The following is a 21,198-nucleotide window of genomic DNA, read 5'->3' as shown; positions in this document are numbered from 1 at the left end:
CGTCGCTGTCTGTGACCGGGTGGGGTCAGTCGCAGCCGACGATCTCGTAGAGCTTGGCGTTCGGGCCCTGCTCGTCGATCAGGATGAACCCGTTGTCCGGGCCGATCTCGTCACTGCCCGCGGCGTTGAAGTAGGCGAAGGGGTTGACCTGCTCCTTGCCGAAGTCCAGCACGTACTGCACGTTGTGCTTCTCCAGCGCAGGGCAGACGTCCGGGTTGGTCTGCAGATCCTCCAGGTGGTGCACGATGGTTGATGCCTCACCGTCCGCGATCAGGCCGTTGTGGGGGATGAGTACGTCCACGTCGGCCATCGCGTACGCCAGAGACGTGCCGGTGACCGGGTTGCCGAAGACCACGGCGTCTTCCGGAACTTCGTCGGGTAGACGCTCGATCAGGGCCTGCTCATCCGGGGTGAGCAGGGGAGTGGGGCCTTCCATGCCGTACTCGGTGCGTCCGTAGTTGACCACGTCGGTCATGGCGGCGCCTTGCAGCGTGATGAATCCGATCAGAACCGCCAATGCACCGCCCAGCGCCCCGGCCACACGAGAGTGGTGGAGCTTGTGTGCGGGACTGGTGCGAGCGGCGTCGTCGGCGGTGGAGCCGGAACGCTTGCCGGGGGCCACGCGATCGACCAGGGCGAGCAGCTTGTGGGCCGCCCACTTCACGATGGCCGCGCAGCCGGCGGCTGCGAGCGGCACGGCGAGCAGGGGAAGGAGTGCGAGCAGGCGGTTGGAGTCGTTGTACCAAATGCCGGTCCAGTCGTAACGGAACATCGTCTCGCGTGAGGAGGCGACCAGCACGTACATCCACACCATGAGTGCCCAGGCGCCCACGACCCAGCGGGCACGGGTGCACAGCACCACGGAGGCACCCAGGAGCGTGACGATGACCAGGCCCCAGGGCAGGTGCATGGCGTTGGGGAAGACCGGGCCGAGCGCCTCACCCAGTGCACCGGGGGACGTCATGTGCGGTTTCCAGGACGAGGCCTGCTGGCCGGCGCGGCCCGCGAACCAAATCTGCTGCAGCAGGTAGCCGCCGACCACCAGACCGACTGCGCCCAGCACGATGATCCACCAGGGGCGGCGGCCTGCCACGGCACGCCACCACACCGTCAAGAGCATGATCAGCAGAATCAGCAGGGCGAGCAACACGCTGGACGGGTGAGCCAATCCGGTGGCACCGACCACCAGCAGGATCGCGAGCCACAGGGGAGTGCGTGCCTCGATGCGGGCGTCGTGGGAGAGGCCCAGAACCTCCGTCAACATGCCCAGCAGGACCGGCAGGAACGCAATGGACATGGTGTTGGGGAACAGGTTGCCGTAGAAGCTGAGGAGGAACGGGAACGCGGGGAAGCATGCCGCGACCAGGCCCGTGGACACGGTGATGGCCGGGTGGTGACCGAACAACCGGGTCGCAAAGTAGAGGCAACCCAAGGTCCACACCAGCGCGCACAGGATGAACGTCATGGCGTTGGCGATGACCAGGGGCGAGAACTCGGTCACGGTGGCGACCATCGCTGCGGTGTTGTGCCACGCGGCCGGGTAGAACGTGGCTTCCGCGGTGACGCCCAAGCCCCCCAGGGTCAGCGAGGACGCATTGCCGGTGTCGTGAATGTACTGCAGGGCGTTGTAGTGGAAGATCGCGTCGTAGGTCTGGGAAATCGCATCCGGGGTTTCCAGGATGAGCTTGAGCCGGTGAGCAATCAGCCCTGCACCCACGATGAACGCACACCACAGCGCAATGGACTGGGAGGTCATCTGCTCACGCAGCGCACCCCATCTGATCTGTCCCAAGCGCGGATGCGGGTGCTTCCTGCGCACCGGAATCAGCGCGGCCCACAGCCCAGCCCCGACCACCAGGAACGCGATCGCTACCGTGAGCGGATTCCACGGAACCCCCACCAATCCGAAGATCACCGCGGAGGCGGCGAATCCGGCCACCGTCAGCGGAACCGCCAGCGCAGCCCGCAACAGGCCCCGCAGGTTCATGGCGAAGGTGAGGAACAACCCCGGCAGGACCAGGATCAGCATCACCAGGAAGTATTGGGGAATGGCTTCGAGCCAGCTCAAGACATCAGAGCTCCAGTAAATAGACGCGCGGCGGCGGGGGAAGGTTCTTGTGGAAGTTTAGTCGCTCGTCATAGTGCTTACCGGCACACAACGGTCTACAGGGAGAGGTCAGTTGCTTGTGGGAGAATACTTCGCGTGAGTCGTGCGTGGATCGTGATGCCTGTGTACAACGAAGGCCAAGTGGTGGGAGAAGTCCTGGAGAACCTCCGGAAGACTTTTCCCCACGTGGTCTGCATTGACGACGGTTCATCCGATGATTCCGCCCGCATCTGCCGCGCGGCCGGTGCCGTGGTGGTCAGCCACCCCATCAACCTGGGGCAGGGAGCTGCGCTGCAGACCGGTTTCGAGTACGCGCTGCAGGATCCGGACATGGATTGCGTGGTGACCTTCGACTCGGACGGCCAGCACCGCGTGGTCGATGCCTACGACATGGTCCAGCGCATCCGCTCCGGTGAGGCTGACGTGGTGCTCGGTTCCCGCTTCCTGGATGACCGCACGCAGGTTTCCAAACTCAAGCGACTGGTGCTGCGCACGGCGGCGTTCGTGTCCAAGTTCACGAGCGGCATGGACCTCTCCGACGCTCACAACGGGTTGCGCGCCATCGACCGTAAGACGCTGGAGCAGATCGACCTCAAGCAGAACCGCATGGCGCACGCGTCGGAGATCGTGAACCAGTTCGCGGAGATCAAACCGCGCTGGGTGGAGCATCCCGTGGAGATCATTTACACGGACTACTCCAAGGGCAAGGGCCAGTCCTTGCTCAACGGCGTGAACATCCTGACCGAACTGTTCGTGAAGTAACCGGGGGCTATTCACAGTGACGATCATCGTTCAGTTACTTCTGGTGCTCGCCGTGGGTTACGGCGCGCTCACGCTGGTGCGCGGGGGTGTCAACGCCAAACACCAGGCCATCCGCCGACTGGTTGGTCTGGCGTTCTTCGTGTTCGCCGCCCTCTCGATTTTTGTGCCGGACGTGGTCACCCACCTGGCACGCTTCCTGGGTATCGGTCGCGGTACCGACTTGGTGCTCTACGGGCTGATCGTGTTGTTCATGATCACCCAGTTCACCAGCGCCCATCAGCGCCGCATTCAGGAAACCAACACCACGCGCCTGGCCCGCCACATCGCCATCTCCGAGGCCGAGAAGCCCTGGCAGCCCACGCGCGATCATTCCGATCGCCGTTCGGTGCGCGCTTTCAAGCACAGCTCGCCATTGGGCCCGCCCCCCGCCGACGCCGCTCGCACCGGTTCCACGGCCGTCTGAGCCTGGGTGCCTTGCTGGTTTGTGCGGCCGTGTCCAGGGAAATCAGAGGATATCGACCCACGTCGTTAACATCTGACCGGTAGTTTTGTTAATCATGAACTCTTCGCGAAAAACCCGTACCTCCGTCAATCTCGGACTGCTGATTCTCCGCGTGGTCGTGGGTATCACCTTTGTGATGCACGGCTGGCAGAAGTTCAACGAGTGGACCATTAGCGGCACCACCTCTAACTTCGCCGAAATGGGCGTTCCCCTGCCGGAGATCGCCGCACCCTTCGCCGCTTTCACTGAGCTGATCGGTGGCATTGCCCTGATCGTGGGACTGTTCTCCCGGATTGCCGGGCTGTTACTGGCGGTGGTGATGGCCGGCTCCATCTACTTCGTGCACGCGCCCGCGGGCTTCTTCGTCTCCGATGGTGGGTTCGAGTTCGTCATGGTCCTCGGTGCCGCCGCACTGGCCATCGCGTTCGCCGGTCCGGGTCGTATTGCTCTGGGCGGTGCGCTGACCCATCGCCGAGGCGTGAGCATCTTCGCGTAGTGGTCTCACGCAGCGTCTGACTCGCACACATCTGTATGCGTTTACATTTTTGGTCACTAGATGACACGGTCAAGACCCTGGTCAAACCCGAAATGCGCTAGTTGTCCACAGGTTGCGGGGAGTGGAATAACAGCTCGCGGAGTTTTCCCCTAGGTTCAGTTACGAACTAGCCATTCAGTTGGGTTCGGGGGAACCCCAGGGGGAATTATGGCCACAGTGGTAGCTGAAGACGCTATTGGGTTGATCGAGGCGGACGTCAGGGAGCAGATCCGCAGAAGCGGATTGGACCCGCTGCACGAGGTGGAATCCACGCGCCGTATTGTCGACGCCGCCGTCGAGGACTACGACCTGCGTTCGGCTCGTGCTGGCCTGCCCCGCGTTGATGATCTTGCCGCCGTGCGTAAAAACGTTCTGGACTTGGTGGCCGGCTATGGACCGCTTCAGCCGTATCTCGATGACCCCGACATCGAAGAAATCTGGATCAACGGCCCGGCGGAGATTTACGTCGCCCGGGCCGGCGAGTCCGAGCTCACCAGCTTGGTGCTGAGCGAAGCGCACGTGCGCACGCTCGTCGAACGGATGCTCAAATCATCCGGGCGCAGGTTGGACCTCAGCTCCCCGTTCGTTGACGCTGCGCTCCCGGACGGTTCCCGTCTCCACGTGGTGATTCCGGATGTGACGCGCAAGCATTGGGCGGTCAACATCCGGAAGTTCGTCGCTCGTGCTCGTCGGCTTCAGGACCTGGTGGCCCTTGGATCCCTCAGTACTTCTGCGGCCAAGTTCCTGGAAGCCTCGGTCGCCAGCGGGCTCAACATTCTGGTCTCCGGTGCGACGCAGGCCGGAAAAACCACCATGCTCAACTGTCTGTGCTCATCCATCGGCCCGCGGGAGCGCGTGGTGACAGTTGAAGAGATCTTCGAGCTCAAGGTGGCGCTGCGCGACGTCGTCGGCATGCAGTGCAGGCAAGCGAATCTGGAAGGTGCGGGTGAGATTCCGCTGCGGCGCCTCGTGAAGGAAGCGTTGCGGATGCGCCCGGACCGCTTGATCGTCGGTGAGGTTCGCGAGGCCGAAAGCTTAGACATGCTCATTGCGCTGAACGCAGGCTTGCCAGGGATGTGCTCCCTGCACGCCAACTCTGCTCGGGATGCAGTCACCAAAATCTGTACGTTGCCCCTGTTGGCGGGCGAGAACATCAGCACGGCCTTTGTGGTTCCCACGGTTGCCTCGTGCTTCGACATGGTTGTGCATTGCCACCGCAACAACAACGGCCATCGGTTCGTGGCCGAGATTTTGGCTGTGGGCAACCGGGTGGAGAACGGCATCATCGAGACCTATCCGCTGTTCCGCCACGTCGACGGCGAACTGGTGCCGGTTGCCGCCGAAGTTCCCTCGCCGGAAAAGTTCTTGAGGTCGGGCTACCAGCCCTCGGCACTTCTGGAAGGCGCGCCGGCTGCCAAGGCACCCGCCCAAGGGCAGACGTCAGCGAAGAAGACTCGAGCGAAAACCTCATGAGCGCGTTGTTGGGCGTCCTCATGGGGGCCGGGGTTTTTCTCATCTGGTGGTCGTTCTGGAATCAGCCGACCAGCAAGAAGACCCGACACGCGCGCACTGGCCGGTTGAAGACCTCGCTGTTGCGGGCTGGTCTACCCAATGTGGCACCGGCAACGTTGGTCGCCGTGAGTATCGCCGTCGCTGTGGTGACGGGGCTGGCTGTGACGGCCCTGACGTCGGCCCCCGCCTTCGGCCTGTGTGCCATGTTGGTCGCGGGCTACATTCCCTTCTGGTTCATCAAACGACGTGGCGAGCGACGCTCGGCTGTGTTGCGTGAAGTGTGGCCCGATGTGGTGGACCATTTACGTTCTGCAATTCGGGCCGGCATGGGATTGCCCGAGGCGCTCATGCAATTGCAGTACCGCGGTCCTGAGGTACTCCGCCCCGCCTTCGGACAATTCGCAGCCGATTACCGGGCCAGCGGTCAGCTTCATGGTTCGTTGACCCTGCTGAAGAATCGCCTGGCGGATCCGGTCGCCGACAACATCGTGGAGGCCCTACGTGTGACCCGTGAAGTGGGCGGCACCGACCTGGGCAAACTGCTGGGCACCTTGTCATCGTTCCTGCGGGAGAACGAACGGACCCGGAGCGAACTCGAGGCACGACAGTCCTGGACCGTGAACGCGGCTCGACTGTCCGTTGCTGCTCCCTGGCTCGTGTTGGCGTTGATGTCCACCCAGCCGGCCGCCATCGAGGCGTACAACACTCCCACCGGAGCATTGGTGTTGCTGGGCGGTTTGGCGATCTCCGTCGCTGCCTACCGACTGATGCTGCGACTCGGAGCACTCCCCACCGAGCGGAGGGTGCTGCGATGAACACATGGACCACAGGAGTTCTCATTGCCCTGGTTCTGGCCGGGGGACTGTGGCTGATGCTCAGCGCCGTGCGTGCCGTCGGAGCGCCCAGTTTTGCCGACCGCATTGCGCCGCAGTTGCGCATGGTTCAGGTCAGTTCCGCCTTGAACCGACGCGGAGTCGTGAGAGCCAGTCGAACAGCTGGAAACGACCGTGTCGGGCCCGTCCTCCAGCAAGCACTGACGTGGGCCACCGACAAGATAACTCCCTTCGCCGGAAGCGCGTCGGTTCTTGAGCGACGACTCATTCGGGCGGGTCTCGATAAGTCGGTGGTCGACTACCGAGCGGAGCAAGTGGTCTTCGCGGTGCTCGGTGTTCTGATCGGCAGTGTCTTCAGCATCGGCCTCATTCTGCGAGGAGACGTGAGCGTCGCCATCGTCATGGTCGGAGCGGTCCTGGGCGCCTTCTGCGGGGTATGGGTCAGAGATTTTCTCCTGAAACAACGCATCGCCAAACGGGAGAAGCTCATGCTTGCAGAGTTCCCGGCCGTGGCCGAACTCATGGCCTTGTCCGTGGGCGCGGGGGAGAGCGCCGTCGGAGCCCTGGAACGAGTGTGCCGTGTTGCCGAAGGCGAGCTTGTCGACGAGTTCAGGCAAGTCCTGGCACAGACCCGCGCAGGATCGGGGCTGGTCACGGCGCTCCAGGATTTTTCCTCCCGTACCGACGTCATTCCGCTGGGACGGTTCGTGGACGGCATCATCGTGGCCATCGAACGGGGAACACCGCTGGCCGAGGTCCTGCGCGCTCAAGCCCAGGACGTCCGCGATCACGATAAGCGCGTCCTGATGGAGATCGCGGGCAAGAAGGAAATCGCGATGTTGATACCCGTCGTGTTCTTCGTCCTTCCACTCAGCGTTGTCTTCGCCGTGTTCCCCGGATTGGCCGTCCTAGAAATGGGTTTCTGATCTCTACCCCAATGACTTCACCGAATAAGAGTTAGCAATTATCAAAGGAGCTAGACATGAAAGACCGCCTATTAGTGACCACACCGTTGTTCGCGCTGCTGACCTTGAGCAATGCACTGCATTCTCGTTTCAGCGATGAGGACCGCGATCGTGGGGACGTACCCGGTTGGGTCATGCTCACGCTGATGTCCGCAGTGCTCGTCGCTGGCCTGCTCCTCATCGCCCGTCCCGCACTCGAAGGCCTGTTCCAGGATGCGATCAACCGAGTCTCCGGTCTCTGAGGACAACAGGGACGCGGGTAATGCCGTCGCCGAATATGTGATGGTCCTGGCGCTCGCCGTGGTCATCTTCGCGGGCATTCTGCAGTTGGGCTTCGCTTTGCACGTGCGTAACACCCTGATTGACGCCGCCGCAGCCGGCGCGCGGTACGCCAGTTTGGCGGACCGCACCGACGACGACGGCGTCGCTCGCGCCCGCGGGATTATCGCCAACTCGGTGGGTGAGAGCTACGCCCACAACGTGAGTGTCTCGCGAACTCAGGTGGGATCATTGCCCGCCGTTGAGATCACCGTGGTCGCGCCACTGCCCGTGGTCGCAATGTTCGGTCCTCCGGAATCGTTGAATGTGAGTGGTCATGCCGTGGTCATGGACTAGTCGCGTTTTACGGGGGCGCATGCCCGCGTCACCGGCTGTGGAACCTGATCATCCGGATCGGGGCAGTGCCATCGTGGAATTCGTCGCGTTGGGGCTGCTGTTGCTCATCCCTGTGATCTATTTGGTGGTCACGGTGTCTCGGGTGCAAGCAGGTTCTTTCGCCGTGGTGGCCGCATCTGAACAAGCTGGCCAAGCCATCTCGGTCATGGAAGCGGATAGCTTCAATCAGGCTGCCATTCATGAGATTGCCGCGGTCGCCGCCCTGGATCACGGGTTCGACGCGCAGGACCTCGCCCTTGAGGTGAGCTGTTCCGATGGCTCATGTACTTCACCCGGTGCAGTGGCAACGGTTCATGCTCGTCTTACCGTGGGGCTCCCTGCTGTTCCGGGGTTCGTGACGGCCAACGTGGCCACTCTCAATTCGGATGTCACGGTCGTGTCCGGGAGGTATTCGTGACGATTCTGCCTGACATCGAACGTCCTTCTCACCGCACACGCCTCGTGACGTGCCTGTTGCGCCGGTTTCGGGGCGATCCTCGTGAACGGGATTCCGGACAGACCACCATCGTCCTCTTGGGGTTCACTCTGGTCACTCTGCTGCTGGTCATTACGATCATGGCCATCACGAGTGTGTACATCGGAGAGAGGAAACTTCAGTCACTGGCCGATCGGGCATCCAGTGCTTCCGCGGATACCTTCACCGACCTGGATCGAACGGCGGGAGCGGCACCGTCGCCAATCCTGACGCACGACGGCGTGGCGGGAGCGGCGTCGAGCTACCTTGGAACCGTGGGTGCTTTTGATGAGGTGCAGCAGCTATCACTGGGTGCACCGACCGGAACCTCTGACGGGCTGACTGCGCAGGTCACCTTGAACGCCGTGGTGCACCCGCCGGTGGTGAACTACATTATTCCCGCGGGCGTTCCAATCACTGCCACCGGTGACGCGCGAGCGGTCATGGGGCGCTAACCGGGTGCCATCGAAATCTTGGGTGAGGGAAATGCCCGTGGGAGACTCAAAATTCACTTTTTCCTCACATGAGACCTCAGTACTTCTCCCACCCCCGCGGCAGCACCGCTTCGTGGTCGAATTCATCGCGTTGGCTGACCTTGCCGTCGCGGTCGATCAGCGTGATCGCTTGGGAGGACCCGCGTTGAGTTCCTCCGGTGATTTCCGCGCCTGAGTCGGCCACCACGTTGATGAGCTCCACCGTGGATCCCACGTGCACGTTGTCCAACAGCACGCTGTTGCGCACCACGGCACCGGCCTCGATCACGCAGTTTTGGCCGATCACGGAGTGTTCGACCGTGCCGGCCACGCGCGCGCCGGGAGCGATGAAGGAGTTGGTGATCGCGGCGTCGTCGTTGACCAAACCCGGCAGGAGCGGAACCTGGCCGGTCCAGATGGGCCAATTCAGATCGTCAAGGGTGGCGCCGTTGCCGTCGATCAACTGCATCTGCGCGGTCCAGTAGGACTGCACCGTGCCCAGGTCCATCCAGTAGCCCAGGTGGCGGTGCTCGAAGACCTTGTGGTGCTCCATGAAGTAGGGGATCAGGTCCTCGCCGTAGTCGGCAAGCTGACCGAGTTCGTCCTGCAGGGTGTCCAAAGCGGAGAGCAACTTGTCCGTATCGAAGAGGAACATTTCTCCCGCAACGAGCTGGCCGGCAGGATCCTCGGGCTTGTAGGCGAATGAGGTCACCGCACCGGACTCATCGGTGGTCACCACGCTGTAGCGGGAGGTGTCCTCGTCCACGTGGGTGGTGACCATGGTCAGATCCGCGCGCTTGGTCAGGTGGGTGTCGATCACATCGCGGAAATCCACGGTGTAGAGGTGGTCGGCCGAAAGTACGAGCACCAGATCCGGGTCGGCCTCACGAATCAGCTCGGCCTGACGGTAGATCGAATCCGAATTACCGGAGGCGAAACCCTCACCGTTGCGGCCCTCGAATGGCGGAAGGATCTGCAGCCCGCCGTGGGAGCGGTCCAAATCCCAGGGGCGGCCGTTGGCCAGGTACTTGTTCAGGCTGTGGGGGAGGTACTGCTGGACCATCCACACGTCAGGAATATGAGAGTGCGCCAGGTTGGACAGGGAGATGTCGATCAACCGGTAGGTGCCACCCACGGGCAGGGCGGGTTTGACCACGTTGTCAGTGAGTGCCCCCAGCCGCGATCCTTTACCTCCGGCAAGAACAAGTGCGAGAACCGTGGGACGCTCCATAGTCACCCTCCTGATTGTTGTGGCAGGGCACCAGAATAGCGGCACTGAAGGACCCGCACGTATGCCGTAAAGTGGTGTCCCATGGCCTCTATTGATTTTGCAGCTGAAATTCGCGATCTGCGCTCCACCTATGCGTCCGTGGAGGCCGTCACAGACGTTGCCGCGCTCGAGCGGGAAATCGCCGAGCTCTCCAAGCAGGCCACGGCCCCGGATCTCTGGGACGATCAGGACCGGGCGCAGAAGGTCACGTCGCAGCTGTCCCACAAGCAGTCCAAGATGGACCGCCTCAAGAAGCTCAACGAGCGCATCGATGACCTGGAGGTCATGGTGCAGTTGGCCGAAGAGGAAGACGATCAGGACACCCGCGACGGCACGGTGGAAGAGCTTGAATCCATCCGCAAGGCGCTGGGCCAGCTCGAGGTCCAGACCCTGCTGGCCGGTGAGTACGACGAGCGCGAGGCCGTGGTCACCATTCGCTCCGGCGCCGGTGGCGTGGATGCCGCTGACTTTGCCGAGATCCTCATGCGCATGTACCTGCGCTGGGCCGAGCGTCACGGCTACCCGACCAAGGTGCTGGATACCTCCTACGCTGAAGAGGCGGGCCTGAAGTCCGCCACATTCGAGGTCAAGGCCCCGTACGCGTTCGGCACGCTCTCGGTCGAGGCCGGCACGCACCGCCTGGTGCGCATCTCGCCGTTCGACAACCAGGGCCGCCGCCAGACCTCGTTCGCCGCGGTGGAAGTGATTCCGCTGATCGAGTCCGATGACACCGTGGAGATCCCCGAGTCCGAGCTCAAGGTGGACGTGTTCCGCTCCTCGGGCCCCGGCGGTCAGTCCGTGAACACTACGGACTCCGCGGTGCGCATGACCCACATCCCCACGGGCATTGTGGTGTCCATGCAGAACGAGAAGTCGCAGATCCAGAACCGCGCCGCCGCCCTGCGCGTGCTGCAGTCCCGTTTGTTGCTGCAGCGTCAGGAAGAAGCGGACGCCAAGAAGAAGGAAATGGCCGGGGACGTCAAGGCATCCTGGGGCGATCAGATGCGCTCCTACGTGCTCAACCCGTACCAGATGGTCAAGGACCTGCGCACCAACTATGAGGAGGGCAATCCCTCCAACGTGTTCGACGGTGGCATCGACAAGTTCATCGACGAAGGCATTCGCTGGCGTGCCGACGCGCGCCAGCACGACGAAGACTAAGGAGCTCTCGTTCAACGACGACGCCGCCCCGCCCAGCAGGTGCCCCAGGGCACCAGGGTGGGGGAGCGGCGTCGTACTGGGTGAGACCCGCTGAAGGAAGTAACGGCCCATGGCCAAGAAGAAGAACGATGACGGCCGCCAGATCGTGGCCAACAACAAGAAAGCCCGGCACGATTTCAACATCTACGACACCTATGAGGCCGGCCTGGCGCTCATGGGGACCGAGGTGAAGTCGCTGCGCATGGGACGCGCGTCCCTGGTGGACGCGTTCTGCCAGTTCGACCGCAGCGGTGAGCTGTGGTTGGAACACGCGCACATCCCGGAGTACCTCCAGGGCTCGTGGACCAACCACTCGGCACGGCGCCGCCGCAAACTGCTGCTGCACCGCTCCGAGCTGGACAAGATCGCGAGCAAGACTCGCGAGGCCGGCTACACCATCATTCCGCTGTCCCTGTACTTCGTGGACAACAAGCGCGTGAAGGTTGAGATCGCGGTGGCCCGCGGTAAGCGCGAGTACGACAAGCGCCAGACCCTGCGCGAAAAGCAGGACAACCGTGAGGCCCAGCGCGCCATGCGCTACCGCAACATGGGGGCATAAACCCGCGTGTTGACGCGTTACACGGGTGCGGCGTAAGCTGATGTGTCCGCGACCGAGAGGGAGCGGGATTGGTAATTGAATACGGGGATGATCGGTTTCGACGATGTGAGTTGAGACAAGGGAAGCGGGTCGAGGATGCAGAGTTATCTCGTAAACGCTCTCTGTAAAACAATAAGTGCCGAATCTAAGCGCACTGACTTCGCTCTCGCTGCGTAAGTAGCGACAGCAGTCTGGCAGCCCAGGTTTACCTTCGACCTGGATCCTGCCATCAGCTAGAAGGTCACTGCTGCGAACGCAGGTTACGGGCGTTCGTGGGACTCTTACGTAACTGAGTTCGGCGGCCACCTGTGTGCGGGATGGCCGGAACTGAGAAACCTATTAGCACACTGCACCCGGAGAAGCCTTGACAATGCTGCATCGGACGGGGGTTCAATTCCCCCCATCTCCACAAATTTCCCGTATCGGGAGAAAGCCTCGCGTTGTATACGCGGGGCTTTTTTCATGCGGTTTTCCCAATGTTTATTTTGGTCGTCACTTTGATGTTCAGTCAGCGCAGAATCACCGTGCTCCCCGTCAGGCCCAGCGCCTTCATCTCGGCCTCGATGGCGAACACGATTGCGCCCCTCACCTCTGGGGAGAACAACAGTTGCTGCCCGGTCACGGGATCGGGGAGGGGATGGTCCAAGGCGTTGACCAGCATCCGATAGACGTCGTTGGCTGTCATGGGGGTGCCGTTGCGCACGGCAGCGTTCCACACCGGAACCCACGTGCGGTCCCATGCCTGATGCAGGGCGCGGGGTGCCAGGGTGGTCAAGGCTTTGTGTGGACTGTAGCCGTGAGACGCTGGCAAGACCTTGCCGATGGCCTGGGGGAACATGTGCATGGCCTCCATCTCGGCTCCCGCCATCCCCAGTGATTTACGGACCAGGGGTGCGGTGCTGTAGCTCGAGAACCCCAACTGACCTCGGCCGACATCCACCAGCCCCTGCTCAGTTGCGTGGACCGCTCGCGCCGCCGCAGAACGCAGGGGAGGGACAGCGCCGCCGCCCGCGCCCATTGCCAGGAACACCGGTGCCTTCGCGGCAGCTACCGCGCCCCTTGCCCCACCGCGGCCCAAGACACTCAAGGCACCCATCGCCGCCGGGACACCCTCCAATGCCAATCCCATGGCCGGGAACAGGGGAGACATGTGCTGGAATGCGTCGTACTCGGCGGCGACCGGGCTGTGTTTGATGGCCTCATCCACCCCCATGAGAGTCGCCAGGGGCACGTTGGTCCAGAAGGCCAGGAGGTTCACCCACGGCAGCAGGACCTTGTTCGCCACCGCATTCACCGCACGGTTTCCCGTATCCGCGCTCGTGATGGGTTGGAGCAGTCCCCGTGCTGGTGGGGGAAAGGTCCACTCGGTCTGGGTGGTCCAGTCGGGGGCGCTACCGGCCTGGGCAGCGGGAGGTGCTGGGGCGGCGTCGTCACCCAGGGGGCTCTTGGCGAGCCCGGAAGGGTCGGCAAAATCCACGGGATCGTGGCCGGCGAAGACCGTGGTTGAGGGGCTGTCCGTATAGAGCAGCGGGTCGGGAGTGAGAAACACACCCTGGCCGGGGTCGTACAACCGGGATGGTGAATCGTAGAGATCCAGAGCGTGGTTGAGGGACATGCCGCGCCAGCGCGCAGCCACGGACGGCGCGGCCAGGGGAGCGTGGCCATCACCGGAGAGGATGAGCGGTTCACCGAACGTCCCATACCGGTGCCGCTCGACCACCGCCCCGGAGGTGTTCGTGACGCACATGCTGGATCGTCCGCCATCGACATGAAGGAAGTGTCGACCCTGCTGGTCGGTGATGCACAGCGGCAGTCCTCGCAGCGGATGGGGCGTGAACTGACGCAGGGTGCCCGGCGCGCCTCGGCGCTCCTCGAGCGGCTGGCCGTCCCACCACGTGCGCGTGAACGAGCCCTCGGAATCGACGCCGCCGATCACGCGGGACAGCGCATCGTACGCAAAGGTGGCGCGGACGGCACCGCTGGTGTTGTCCCGGATCTCGACCACGCGACTGAGCGCGTCGACGTCGTAGACCCACCGGTTATCGCGCGAGCGTTGGCCGTCCCCGTGATAGGTCAACGGTTGGCCGTTCACCGAGAGGAGGCGGTGGTCCGGGCCCAGCGTCAGCAGCTCCGTGACAGGCGGGGCGCCGGCGCGCGAACGGGTCACGCTGACGCGCGCATCTGCCTTGTTCAGCACGTAGGACTCGCGCTCGGTGGCGGTGGCCGAGGCGGTTGTAGCTGCGGCCAGGGCAGTCATATGATCCTGGGGTGTCCAAACATCCGCCATGATGCCCGGATCGAAGCCGCTGCGCACTTCCACGACCCGGTCCTTGGTGTCGAAAGTGTGCAACGAACTGCTCTTCGGCTCGGTGAGAATCCGAGTCAGCGCACGGTGCCCGCGCGGGTCGTAGCGCCCGTCCCAGCGTTCGAACACCATGCCGTTGCGGAGGTGGCGGACACTGACCAGGCGATCCAGATCGTCGTAGTGGAATTCGCTGACCACACCGTTGGGGAGGGCCAACCTCGTGGGCAACCTCATGTGACTCATCGACGCGAGGACTTCCCCGGGTGTTCCGCCCAAACTCCCCGCCGTCAGTAGTTGCACGTGCGTCGACCGCCCGGCCAGGTCATAGGTCGTGCGTTCGCTGCGGCCGTCTGGGTACCGGAGAACGCTCGTGCCGACGGTGTCGTCATAGGTCAGGTGGATCGATCCGCGATCGCTGGTTTCCTCGATGAGCCTGTGCAGACTGTCGTAGCGGCGCTGCACCGTGTCCCCGGACTGTGAGGCTTGAATCAGCCGTCCCAACGGATCGTAGGAGAATTCCTGAGCCGGTACCGTGCGCGCACCGGCCGCCGCAACGGTTTCGCGCCGAACGGCGCAGCCCGCCGCATCCAGATGGTGCCGAACCCGATGACCGGCCGGTGAGACATTCTCGATCCATGCCCCCGCCGGATCGTACGCGGTGTGCCACGCGGCCCCGCCCGGCAACAGAGTCTCGCGCACGCGGCCGAGCGCGTCATAGGTCCACGACGTGCGAGCGCCCTCGGGATCGGTGAGCTGCGCGAGCAGACCGTCAGGCCCGTAGTCCCAGTGCGTGTGCAGCCCCAGACCACCCGGGTCGACCACGCTGTCCCGCAGCTGCCCCCACGCGTCCCACGCGAAGTCCAGGACCACATTGCCCGGTTCGCGGCGGCGAGTCACGCGCCCGGCGGCGTCGTACTCGAGTTCCGTGCGGCCGTCCGGGCCGACGACGGCGCTCGGCAGCCCCCGCGCGTTGTACTCGTACGTCCACGTGATCTGCCGCTGGGCACCCGGGGAATCCTTGGTGACCGTCATGCTCTGCAGATCGCCGAGCGGGTTGTACACGGCGTCGTACTCGGTGCCCACCCCGTCGGCCGCGGAGGCCAACCGACCCAGCGCGTCGTGCTGGAACGTCAGGATCCGCCCGTGGGGTAGCTCCATGCCGGTGACCCGGTCGCCGCCGTCGTAGCGGTAGCGGGTGGTGACCGGTTGCGCGGAGGACGGATCGTCGTCGAAGGCCCAACTCACGTGGGCCGTCACGCGCCCGCGCTCGTCGTAATCCCACGTGCTGCCAGTCAGTACGCGCGGGGGCGCACCCGCCGACGGCGCTCCCTCCTCCATGACCTCGAGCAGCCGGTCCTCGACACCCCAGCGATACCGCCGCAGTGCGCCGGTGGGTAGGCGGAGCGTTGCGAGCCGACCCCAGAGGTTGTAGTCGAGGGTTGTGAGGGCGCCCGTGGGCCCGATCAGGCGTATTAGTCGACCCGCGCGGTCGTAGGCGGCATGGCTAGTGCGCTGTTCGGGGGCCCGGCCGCCTGGGTTTCTCGCAGAAGAAGCCCGCGTTCGTCGAAGGTCCGCCGCGTGATGGTGCCTACCGGGTCGGTCTCCTGGACGGAGTGCCCGAGATGATCGACCCGTTGTGTCCAGACCCGCGGTTGATCGGAGTTCGCGGCCTGTCGCACGGCCACCACACGGCCCAGGACATCGCGGTCCAGCTCTGCCGTGATGAACTCGTCCGCGATGGCCGGTTCCGCGGTATCCCCGCGCGGTTGTTGGGTGCGCACCGGTAACCCAGCATCACCGAACCACGTGCGGTAGCTGGACCCGGTGTCGTCTGAGGACGGGGAAACGAGGTTCTCGACCTGCCCCAGCGCGTTGCAATTGATGGTGACCACGCGACCACCGGGACCGGTGATGCGTAACGGGTGCCCGGGGGCGTCGTACCCGAAAGTGGTTTCCAGACCGGCGTGATCGGTGTTTTGGACCATGCGAACCAGACGGGCGTCGTCCGGTCCCGCCGGTGCGTACTCGAAGATGGTGCGGCCACCGTCGGCTGGAGTCACGGAGATGAGCCGCCCGCGAGAGTCATGCTCTAGCCGCGTGACGCTCAGATCCACGGTGCCGTCAGGTCGCGTGATGCCCGGTTGCTCGATTCGTTCCAGCCGTCCGTTGGCTCCGGGGTCTGGGCCATCCAGATCGTAGAACCAGCGTTTCACAGCCCAGGACTCGGAGGTGGAACGCGTTACCAATTGGAAGCGCGGCTCGTACTGGTTGACCTGCAGCGTCCGGCTGGGAGCCAACCCGGGGAGGGCCGTACCGACCTCCGACCGCAGGAGATTTCGGCGCGTGCACGGGTTGGGGTTGTCCACGTCGAAGAGCATGCGGTGGCGGATCCCGTCCGGCGCGGTGAGGGCCGTGCAATTGCCCGCGCGGTCGTACTCGAAGTACCGGGGGACCACTCGAAACGAACCGTCAGAGATCAGGCGGAAGCGATGTTCCAGGAGGTCGCCTCGGTAGTTGAACGTGTGCGAGTGCAGCGAACCGTCGGGCGGCATGACCGTGGTCTGCGAGGCGGGAACCGCCAGGTAGGTCTCGTTCACGGGGACGTACTGCAGCTGCTCGTAGCGGAACTGGAACTCCTCACCACCCACCAGTTGACGAGTGACGGTATTGAACGCCCACCCGGCTTCCGGACCGGCGTAGTCGATTTCCAGGTAGGTCCGCTCCTCAGCATCCCTGATCCGCACGATGTTGTGCCGCATGGCTGGATGATCGGAACGCTGCTCATACTCGTAGCCGGTGGTCGGTCCGCGGGGGAATTGTGCGGTGGGCGGAAGCCGGACGCACACCAGATGCTCGATCCCCGGATCGTGTCCGTATTCCACGGCGCGTGTTCCGGTGTGATCGGTGATGCCCTCCAGCAACCCGCAATTGCCGTAGCGGAAGAACAATCCGCGAGCCTCCTGGTCCAGGACGGAGGTCAGGCGGCTGAGCTGGTCGTAACTGAGGTGGACGTGATTGCCGTGTCGGTCGGTCACGGAGACGAGCGGAATGCGCTCAGGATCGGTCCACCCGGCGGGTCGAGTGAAAACCTGGACCAGCCCGCCCGGGTGTTCCAGGTGGTACGTCTCTGATGCCTCCGTTCCGCGCCGCAGATTCATTGCCGCTTCCGCGGGCGGATCCCAGCCGTTCCCGTTGTCCGTGAAGGTCATTTCCTGCAGATTGCCGGTCCACAGTGCCACGGCGCCGTCGAGCAACGGCCGGAGATACACGTTCCACGTGTGGTCCCAACCAAAGCCGAACGGCCCGTAGTACGGCCGACCGCTGCGATACGAGCGCTGCAGCAGAATCGGAAGCGTGGCGGCCGGGATCACGAGATCCGTTGCGCTCACCGTCAGCGCACCGGTGAACAAGTCCACGGGGTCTGCGTCCACGGTCGGCCGCAGTGCCTCAGGTTGCGAAAAGGACGGGTCCGGTTCGTGGGGCATCGGCTGGTTACGTCGAATGCGCTCGGCCAGGTCGTCCACCTCCGCCGACGGCGCTCCCTCCGGCGCGACCCACGTCGCCAGAACCTCGGGAGACACGGGCTCGAACTGATCGAAGTGAGAGTTGGTGGGCGTCCGTGAGCTGAAGGACGGATGAGCCTTGTGGCCCTTGACCTGTGCGGTCGAGGTCACCGCCGGAGCCCCTTGGAGTTCGGGGGAGTCCCCGTCCGTAGGCGGGGCGGTTTCAACGGGCTCGGTGCTCGGTGGTGTGATCTCAGGGACGATCGGGTTCGGAGCGGGCAACGGATGGGTCTGCCGCCACGTCCCACAATCCGCGGTGACCCGGTCGATCAGGCCGCGCGAATTCTCCGTGACACCCGCGCTACCTTCCAGCGCACTGAGCACCCCGCAGGGGCTGTCCGCGACGATGACCTCGCCACCTTCATCCAGCGCACCGGTGTGGACCTCGTAGCCTTGGTCGTCCCACTCCACGTCGTAGCCCATGACTCCGCCTAGCTGAGTGCGACGATTGCGGGACCGCCCGGGGACCAGACCAGGTCACCGTGATTGAGATCCACGCGGTAGGGGAGGTCGGGTGCGGCGGCCGCAGCGACGTCGTCGACGGCCTGGTACATGCGCTCGCGTTCGTCGAGGCTCGCGTAGCGGCCGTGCGCCCCGATGATCTGGGCGGGATGTTCCGAGGAGGTGCGGAAGCGTTCGATCAGGACGATCCGATGCTCCGGCGAACGAGCCGTTGTACCGTCCACCGAGCCGATGAGGTGTGCCTCCAGGGCACGGGGGACGTACTCGTTCCGAGTGACCACAACGTTTCGGGTGCCAGTTCCCTGCGTGAGGGGGACGGAGGCAATGTCCAAGACCGCGGCGATAGGGAGCTCGGGGTGACGGTCCAGGAGTGTCCGCATGGCTTGGCTCGTGTCTTCCAGAACGGGGCCCGCGTCAATGTCCCGAGCAACGTTGAGGATGAAGTGCGTATGGGCGTCATCGCCCGCGTGAAGGACACTGACCAACCACACGCTGGACACGTGCCCTTCCTTGATGTTCCACAGCTCGGCGCTGTCGAGGTCATCCTCGCTCCAATCGGCGGCCCACCGCGAGCGCAGACTGCGGGCGGCGCACGCCACGGATTGCGAGAAACTGAGCACGCCGTGCTGTTCCGCCAGATACCTCAGGACGCGCAGCTCTCCGTCGTCATCGGATGCGGTCGGCTGGTCCAGCACGTGGGCGTACCGGTGCCACCATTGAAGGCTGTCCGGCCGGTTGTTCAGTTCGTCGCGCAGGCCGTAACTGATCACGCCGTGGAAGGGTCGTTTGCGGAATTTAACGGCGATTCTTGACTCTGATTCGGTATCGAGAACCGAGCGATCTGGGCCGCACCGGATATCCATGATGATCACCTTCTCCTCGGATCAATCCCGCCGTTTCACGAACTCTGCTCGCCCTCGGGACCGAAGAGTCGGCCCTCCTGAGTCGGTGACAGCCAGACCTCCCGGGCGGACTGTGGGGTGTGGTTGGCGCCCGTGAGGGCGGATCGCAGCTCGAGCGCTTGTTGTTCGTCCAGGTCTAACACTTCTCGCAGCCCCGTCAACGGCATGTCGAGCAGGTCGGCCACGGTCACTGAGGATCGCAGGTCCTTGAACCGGCGACGGACCGCCGCGGGGAGCTCTGTGACAGAGTCGATCGAGGCGTGCTGTGCCTCCGGCACGTAATGAACGAACGCCTTGGCCGCGAAATCCGTTTGGGACAGGGAAACGGGTCTGGACAGCCGGTGTTCCGGGTCGATGGTGCTTCGACGGATGCCTTCTTGGACCGCGTTGTGAAGTGACTGCGCACCCTTCACCCCCGGCCGCTCGATCACAGTGATGTTGGGTAGGTTCCGTTCGTACACCACTCCGTCGACCTCACGGACGGCGTCTTTCAGACGATCATTTCCGCAACAGACCAGTGAGCGGGCCGTCATGAACAGGGTGTCGGTGCTTTTTTCGACCTGCTCGGTTTTCACCAGGGTGATGTCCACGGTGAAAGGGTAGGAGATTTCCTCCCATCGGTCGGCACCCACGGCGTGATTGGCAAATCCCGAGTGCACTTTGCCGGAGACTTTCACGAAGTGACCTTGGCGGTCACTGATGTGCGGATGCTCGTCGACCAGGTTCGGCTTGTCGTAGTTGTATCTCATCCGATAACCGGGAGTGGACAACACCGCGTCCTTGATCGTGTAGCCCTGGCCCGGGTAGAAATCTTGGACCCGCCAGAACCTGTCGGCCTGGTCGTACACGGTGGTTTCGTCGTCGTCACGCTTGGGCTTAGCGTTGTATGAATCCGACCAGGAGGCGTGAATTTCACTCCCGGCAATCTCGCGAGCCCTGGTTCGGGGCACCTTACCGATGTGTCCGGTCTCCAAATAGGCCTCGATACAGAACTCCTCAGTGTCGGAGGGCCGGGCGACCACCAGGAAGAACTCCTGAATACCCTCAATATTGCGCAGCCCGTTAACAAACGTGTGTTCGGTTTCCAAGGTGTTCGGGCGCGGGAGCATGAAGAACAGTGCCCGGTTGGTCCCCAGGTGATAGCTGTCCAGCTGGTGATACAGCTGGGACAGCTGAGTGGTGAAGGAGAACGTCTCGCGTTTTTCCTGCCCGGCATCCGTGGAACGCGACGACATGGTTTCATCCGCGTTCAACCGTTTGGTGCCCCACTGACCGTTCGGTGCCGTGTAGCTGAAGCCGCCACCGGTGCCGGCAAAGGAGCCTTGAGCGCTGAAACCTCCGCCGCCCATATCCATGTCGTAGGTTTCCAGGGACTGAGTAGTGCCGGCCGACTTGGTGAGGTTGAGCGACTCGATAGAGCGGGACTGGCGCTCGTTGGTTTCCGAGGCCATTTGGTACAGCTCGCGCTTCTTGGGCTCAAAATCCATGAAATACGGGTACTGCCGCAAGGGGGCCCTGTTGACCTGTGGAACGACCGAAACCTCCAGCACGGCCCCGAAGCACGCGTAATACTTCTCCAGCGTGTTCAGATAATCCGTAATTCCCGGGGAACCACGCCACGAACTCAGCAGCCCCCGCCTCTTGAGACCTATTTCCGTGGGGTTTTCCTGATACCCGGTGATACTGCAGACCACTTTCAGATAACTGATGATCACACCGGGATAGTTCTGATATTCCTCGGGCGGCTCGTAATCGAAGATGGCCAAGGAGGAGCGCCATCTGTAGGGCGCCTCGGAGTCCCCGGTTCTCCGGTCGATCATGTCGTCACTGACGCAGCGGCGGCTCCACGGAATGTCTAGTGGCAGACGTAAATTGAAGGTGGACATGGCGAACAGCTTTCCGCCAACCGGGCATCCCCGGCCTCTTGGCCAAGTGCCCCCACATGTATGTCCGGTTGCCTATAGCGCGAATTGTCCGCTCACTCATTCAGCAAGTCAACGAACCGACGAGACTCAGCTAAAAGGTCCGGGAACGGGAGCGGGTGCCTCACGTAAGAATGTCCGCGTAGTTCCCTGGGGTG

18 protein-coding genes and 1 other RNA gene are annotated in these 21,198 nt (G+C 63.4%); 13 read left to right on the top strand and 6 right to left on the bottom strand.

Features of this window, described 5'->3' with window-relative positions; translation table 11 throughout:
- Positions 1–25 precede the first annotated feature (25 nt).
- Positions 26–2,068 carry a DUF6541 family protein gene (locus EWV37_RS03675; RefSeq protein WP_129699899.1) on the bottom strand — a complete coding sequence of 681 codons (2,043 nt, stop codon included), beginning with the start codon at positions 2,066–2,068 and terminating at the stop codon, positions 26–28.
- Between the two features lie 135 nt (positions 2,069–2,203).
- Between EWV37_RS03675 and EWV37_RS03670 the strand changes: the two genes are divergently transcribed.
- From EWV37_RS03670 to EWV37_RS03625, 10 genes are all read left to right on the top strand, one after another.
- Positions 2,204–2,869, top strand: coding sequence for a glycosyltransferase family 2 protein (locus EWV37_RS03670; RefSeq protein ID WP_238663044.1), 666 nt, complete (start codon positions 2,204–2,206; stop codon positions 2,867–2,869).
- Between the two features lie 16 nt (positions 2,870–2,885).
- The gene (locus tag EWV37_RS03665) at positions 2,886–3,332 is read left to right on the top strand and encodes a DUF2304 domain-containing protein (RefSeq protein WP_165189225.1); all 447 of its coding nucleotides are present in this window, start codon (positions 2,886–2,888) and stop codon (positions 3,330–3,332) included.
- Positions 3,333–3,426: 94 nt separating this feature from the next.
- Positions 3,427–3,867 carry a DoxX family protein gene (locus EWV37_RS03660; RefSeq protein WP_129699897.1) on the top strand — a complete coding sequence of 147 codons (441 nt, stop codon included), beginning with the start codon at positions 3,427–3,429 and terminating at the stop codon, positions 3,865–3,867.
- 207 nt (positions 3,868–4,074) lie between these two features.
- Positions 4,075–5,379 (top strand): TadA family conjugal transfer-associated ATPase, encoded by a 1,305-nt coding sequence (locus EWV37_RS03655; RefSeq protein ID WP_129699895.1) that lies wholly within the window; start codon positions 4,075–4,077, stop codon positions 5,377–5,379.
- Complete coding sequence (locus tag EWV37_RS03650) at positions 5,376–6,233, top strand: type II secretion system F family protein (RefSeq protein ID WP_095797393.1); 858 nt, start codon at positions 5,376–5,378, stop codon at positions 6,231–6,233. The genes EWV37_RS03655 and EWV37_RS03650 overlap by 4 nt, the downstream gene beginning before the upstream one ends.
- A complete protein-coding gene (locus EWV37_RS03645; protein ID WP_129699893.1) occupies positions 6,230–7,177 on the top strand; it encodes a type II secretion system F family protein in 948 nt (315 codons plus the stop codon). The genes EWV37_RS03650 and EWV37_RS03645 overlap by 4 nt, the downstream gene beginning before the upstream one ends.
- A gap of 56 nt (positions 7,178–7,233) precedes the next feature.
- Complete coding sequence (locus EWV37_RS03640) at positions 7,234–7,458, top strand: hypothetical protein (RefSeq protein ID WP_129699891.1); 225 nt, start codon at positions 7,234–7,236, stop codon at positions 7,456–7,458.
- Positions 7,430–7,831 (top strand): TadE/TadG family type IV pilus assembly protein, encoded by a 402-nt coding sequence (locus EWV37_RS03635; protein ID WP_095797390.1) that lies wholly within the window; start codon positions 7,430–7,432, stop codon positions 7,829–7,831. The genes EWV37_RS03640 and EWV37_RS03635 overlap by 29 nt, the downstream gene beginning before the upstream one ends.
- A gap of 19 nt (positions 7,832–7,850) precedes the next feature.
- Positions 7,851–8,288, top strand: a complete 438-nt coding sequence (locus EWV37_RS03630) for a hypothetical protein (RefSeq protein WP_238663043.1) — start codon at positions 7,851–7,853, stop codon at positions 8,286–8,288.
- The gene (locus EWV37_RS03625; RefSeq protein ID WP_129699889.1) at positions 8,285–8,800 is read left to right on the top strand and encodes a type II secretion system protein; all 516 of its coding nucleotides are present in this window, start codon (positions 8,285–8,287) and stop codon (positions 8,798–8,800) included. Before EWV37_RS03630 ends, EWV37_RS03625 begins: the two co-directional genes overlap by 4 nt.
- A 76-nt stretch (positions 8,801–8,876) precedes the next feature.
- Here the strand turns inward: EWV37_RS03625 and EWV37_RS03620 are convergent, their stop codons facing one another.
- Entirely contained in the window at positions 8,877–10,049 is a 1,173-nt protein-coding gene (locus tag EWV37_RS03620) for a glucose-1-phosphate adenylyltransferase family protein (RefSeq protein ID WP_129699887.1), read from the bottom strand.
- A gap of 81 nt (positions 10,050–10,130) precedes the next feature.
- On the opposite strand from EWV37_RS03620, the gene prfB reads away from it, so the two are divergent.
- From prfB to ssrA, 3 genes are all read left to right on the top strand, one after another.
- Positions 10,131–11,249: a peptide chain release factor 2 gene (gene prfB / locus EWV37_RS03615; protein WP_095797387.1), complete on the top strand. Its 1,119-nt coding sequence runs from the start codon at positions 10,131–10,133 to the stop codon at positions 11,247–11,249.
- 109 nt (positions 11,250–11,358) lie between these two features.
- The gene (gene smpB, locus EWV37_RS03610; protein ID WP_129699885.1) at positions 11,359–11,847 is read left to right on the top strand and encodes an SsrA-binding protein SmpB; all 489 of its coding nucleotides are present in this window, start codon (positions 11,359–11,361) and stop codon (positions 11,845–11,847) included.
- Positions 11,848–11,930: 83 nt separating this feature from the next.
- Positions 11,931–12,298: a transfer-messenger RNA gene (gene ssrA / locus EWV37_RS03605) on the top strand.
- A gap of 96 nt (positions 12,299–12,394) precedes the next feature.
- Here the strand turns inward: ssrA and EWV37_RS03600 are convergent.
- From EWV37_RS03600 to EWV37_RS03585, 4 genes are all read right to left on the bottom strand, one after another.
- Positions 12,395–15,529 carry an RHS repeat-associated core domain-containing protein gene (locus EWV37_RS03600; RefSeq protein WP_129699883.1) on the bottom strand — a complete coding sequence of 1,045 codons (3,135 nt, stop codon included), beginning with the start codon at positions 15,527–15,529 and terminating at the stop codon, positions 12,395–12,397.
- Between the two features lie 134 nt (positions 15,530–15,663).
- Positions 15,664–18,177, bottom strand: coding sequence for a DUF6531 domain-containing protein (locus tag EWV37_RS15625; protein WP_238663042.1), 2,514 nt, complete (start codon positions 18,175–18,177; stop codon positions 15,664–15,666).
- Positions 18,178–18,185: 8 nt separating this feature from the next.
- Positions 18,186–19,079, bottom strand: coding sequence for a hypothetical protein (locus EWV37_RS03590; protein ID WP_129699881.1), 894 nt, complete (start codon positions 19,077–19,079; stop codon positions 18,186–18,188).
- Between the two features lie 35 nt (positions 19,080–19,114).
- On the bottom strand, positions 19,115–21,004 hold the full coding sequence (locus EWV37_RS03585) for a hypothetical protein (RefSeq protein ID WP_129699879.1): 1,890 nt from the start codon (positions 21,002–21,004) through the stop codon (positions 19,115–19,117).
- Between the last annotated feature and the right edge of the window lie 194 nt (positions 21,005–21,198).

Source organism: Kocuria carniphila (genome assembly GCF_004136555.1).
Taxonomy (GTDB): domain Bacteria; phylum Actinomycetota; class Actinomycetes; order Actinomycetales; family Micrococcaceae; genus Kocuria; species Kocuria carniphila.
Note: the sequence above shows the minus strand (reverse complement) of the source record. Positions and strands in the feature narration are given on the sequence as shown.

Excerpts from the sequence above, each read along its gene's own strand:
- EWV37_RS03660 (WP_129699897.1), top strand. The coding sequence starts at position 3,427 with ATGAACTCTTCGCGAAAAACCCGTACCTCCGTCAATCTCGGACTGCTG.
- EWV37_RS03655 (WP_129699895.1), top strand. The coding sequence starts at position 4,075 with ATGGCCACAGTGGTAGCTGAAGACGCTATTGGGTTGATCGAGGCGGAC.
- EWV37_RS03650 (WP_095797393.1), top strand. The coding sequence starts at position 5,376 with ATGAGCGCGTTGTTGGGCGTCCTCATGGGGGCCGGGGTTTTTCTCATC.
- EWV37_RS03645 (WP_129699893.1), top strand. The coding sequence starts at position 6,230 with ATGAACACATGGACCACAGGAGTTCTCATTGCCCTGGTTCTGGCCGGG.
- EWV37_RS03640 (WP_129699891.1), top strand. The coding sequence starts at position 7,234 with ATGAAAGACCGCCTATTAGTGACCACACCGTTGTTCGCGCTGCTGACC.
- EWV37_RS03635 (WP_095797390.1), top strand. The coding sequence starts at position 7,430 with ATGCGATCAACCGAGTCTCCGGTCTCTGAGGACAACAGGGACGCGGGT.
- EWV37_RS03630 (WP_238663043.1), top strand. The coding sequence starts at position 7,851 with ATGCCCGCGTCACCGGCTGTGGAACCTGATCATCCGGATCGGGGCAGT.
- EWV37_RS03620 (WP_129699887.1), bottom strand. The coding sequence starts at position 10,049 with ATGGAGCGTCCCACGGTTCTCGCACTTGTTCTTGCCGGAGGTAAAGGA.
- prfB (WP_095797387.1), top strand. The coding sequence starts at position 10,131 with ATGGCCTCTATTGATTTTGCAGCTGAAATTCGCGATCTGCGCTCCACC.
- smpB (WP_129699885.1), top strand. The coding sequence starts at position 11,359 with ATGGCCAAGAAGAAGAACGATGACGGCCGCCAGATCGTGGCCAACAAC.
- EWV37_RS03600 (WP_129699883.1), bottom strand. The coding sequence starts at position 15,529 with ATGGAGGAGGGAGCGCCGTCGGCGGGTGCGCCCCCGCGCGTACTGACT.
- EWV37_RS15625 (WP_238663042.1), bottom strand. The coding sequence starts at position 18,177 with ATGGGCTACGACGTGGAGTGGGACGACCAAGGCTACGAGGTCCACACC.
- EWV37_RS03590 (WP_129699881.1), bottom strand. The coding sequence starts at position 19,079 with ATGGATATCCGGTGCGGCCCAGATCGCTCGGTTCTCGATACCGAATCA.
- EWV37_RS03585 (WP_129699879.1), bottom strand. The coding sequence starts at position 21,004 with ATGTCCACCTTCAATTTACGTCTGCCACTAGACATTCCGTGGAGCCGC.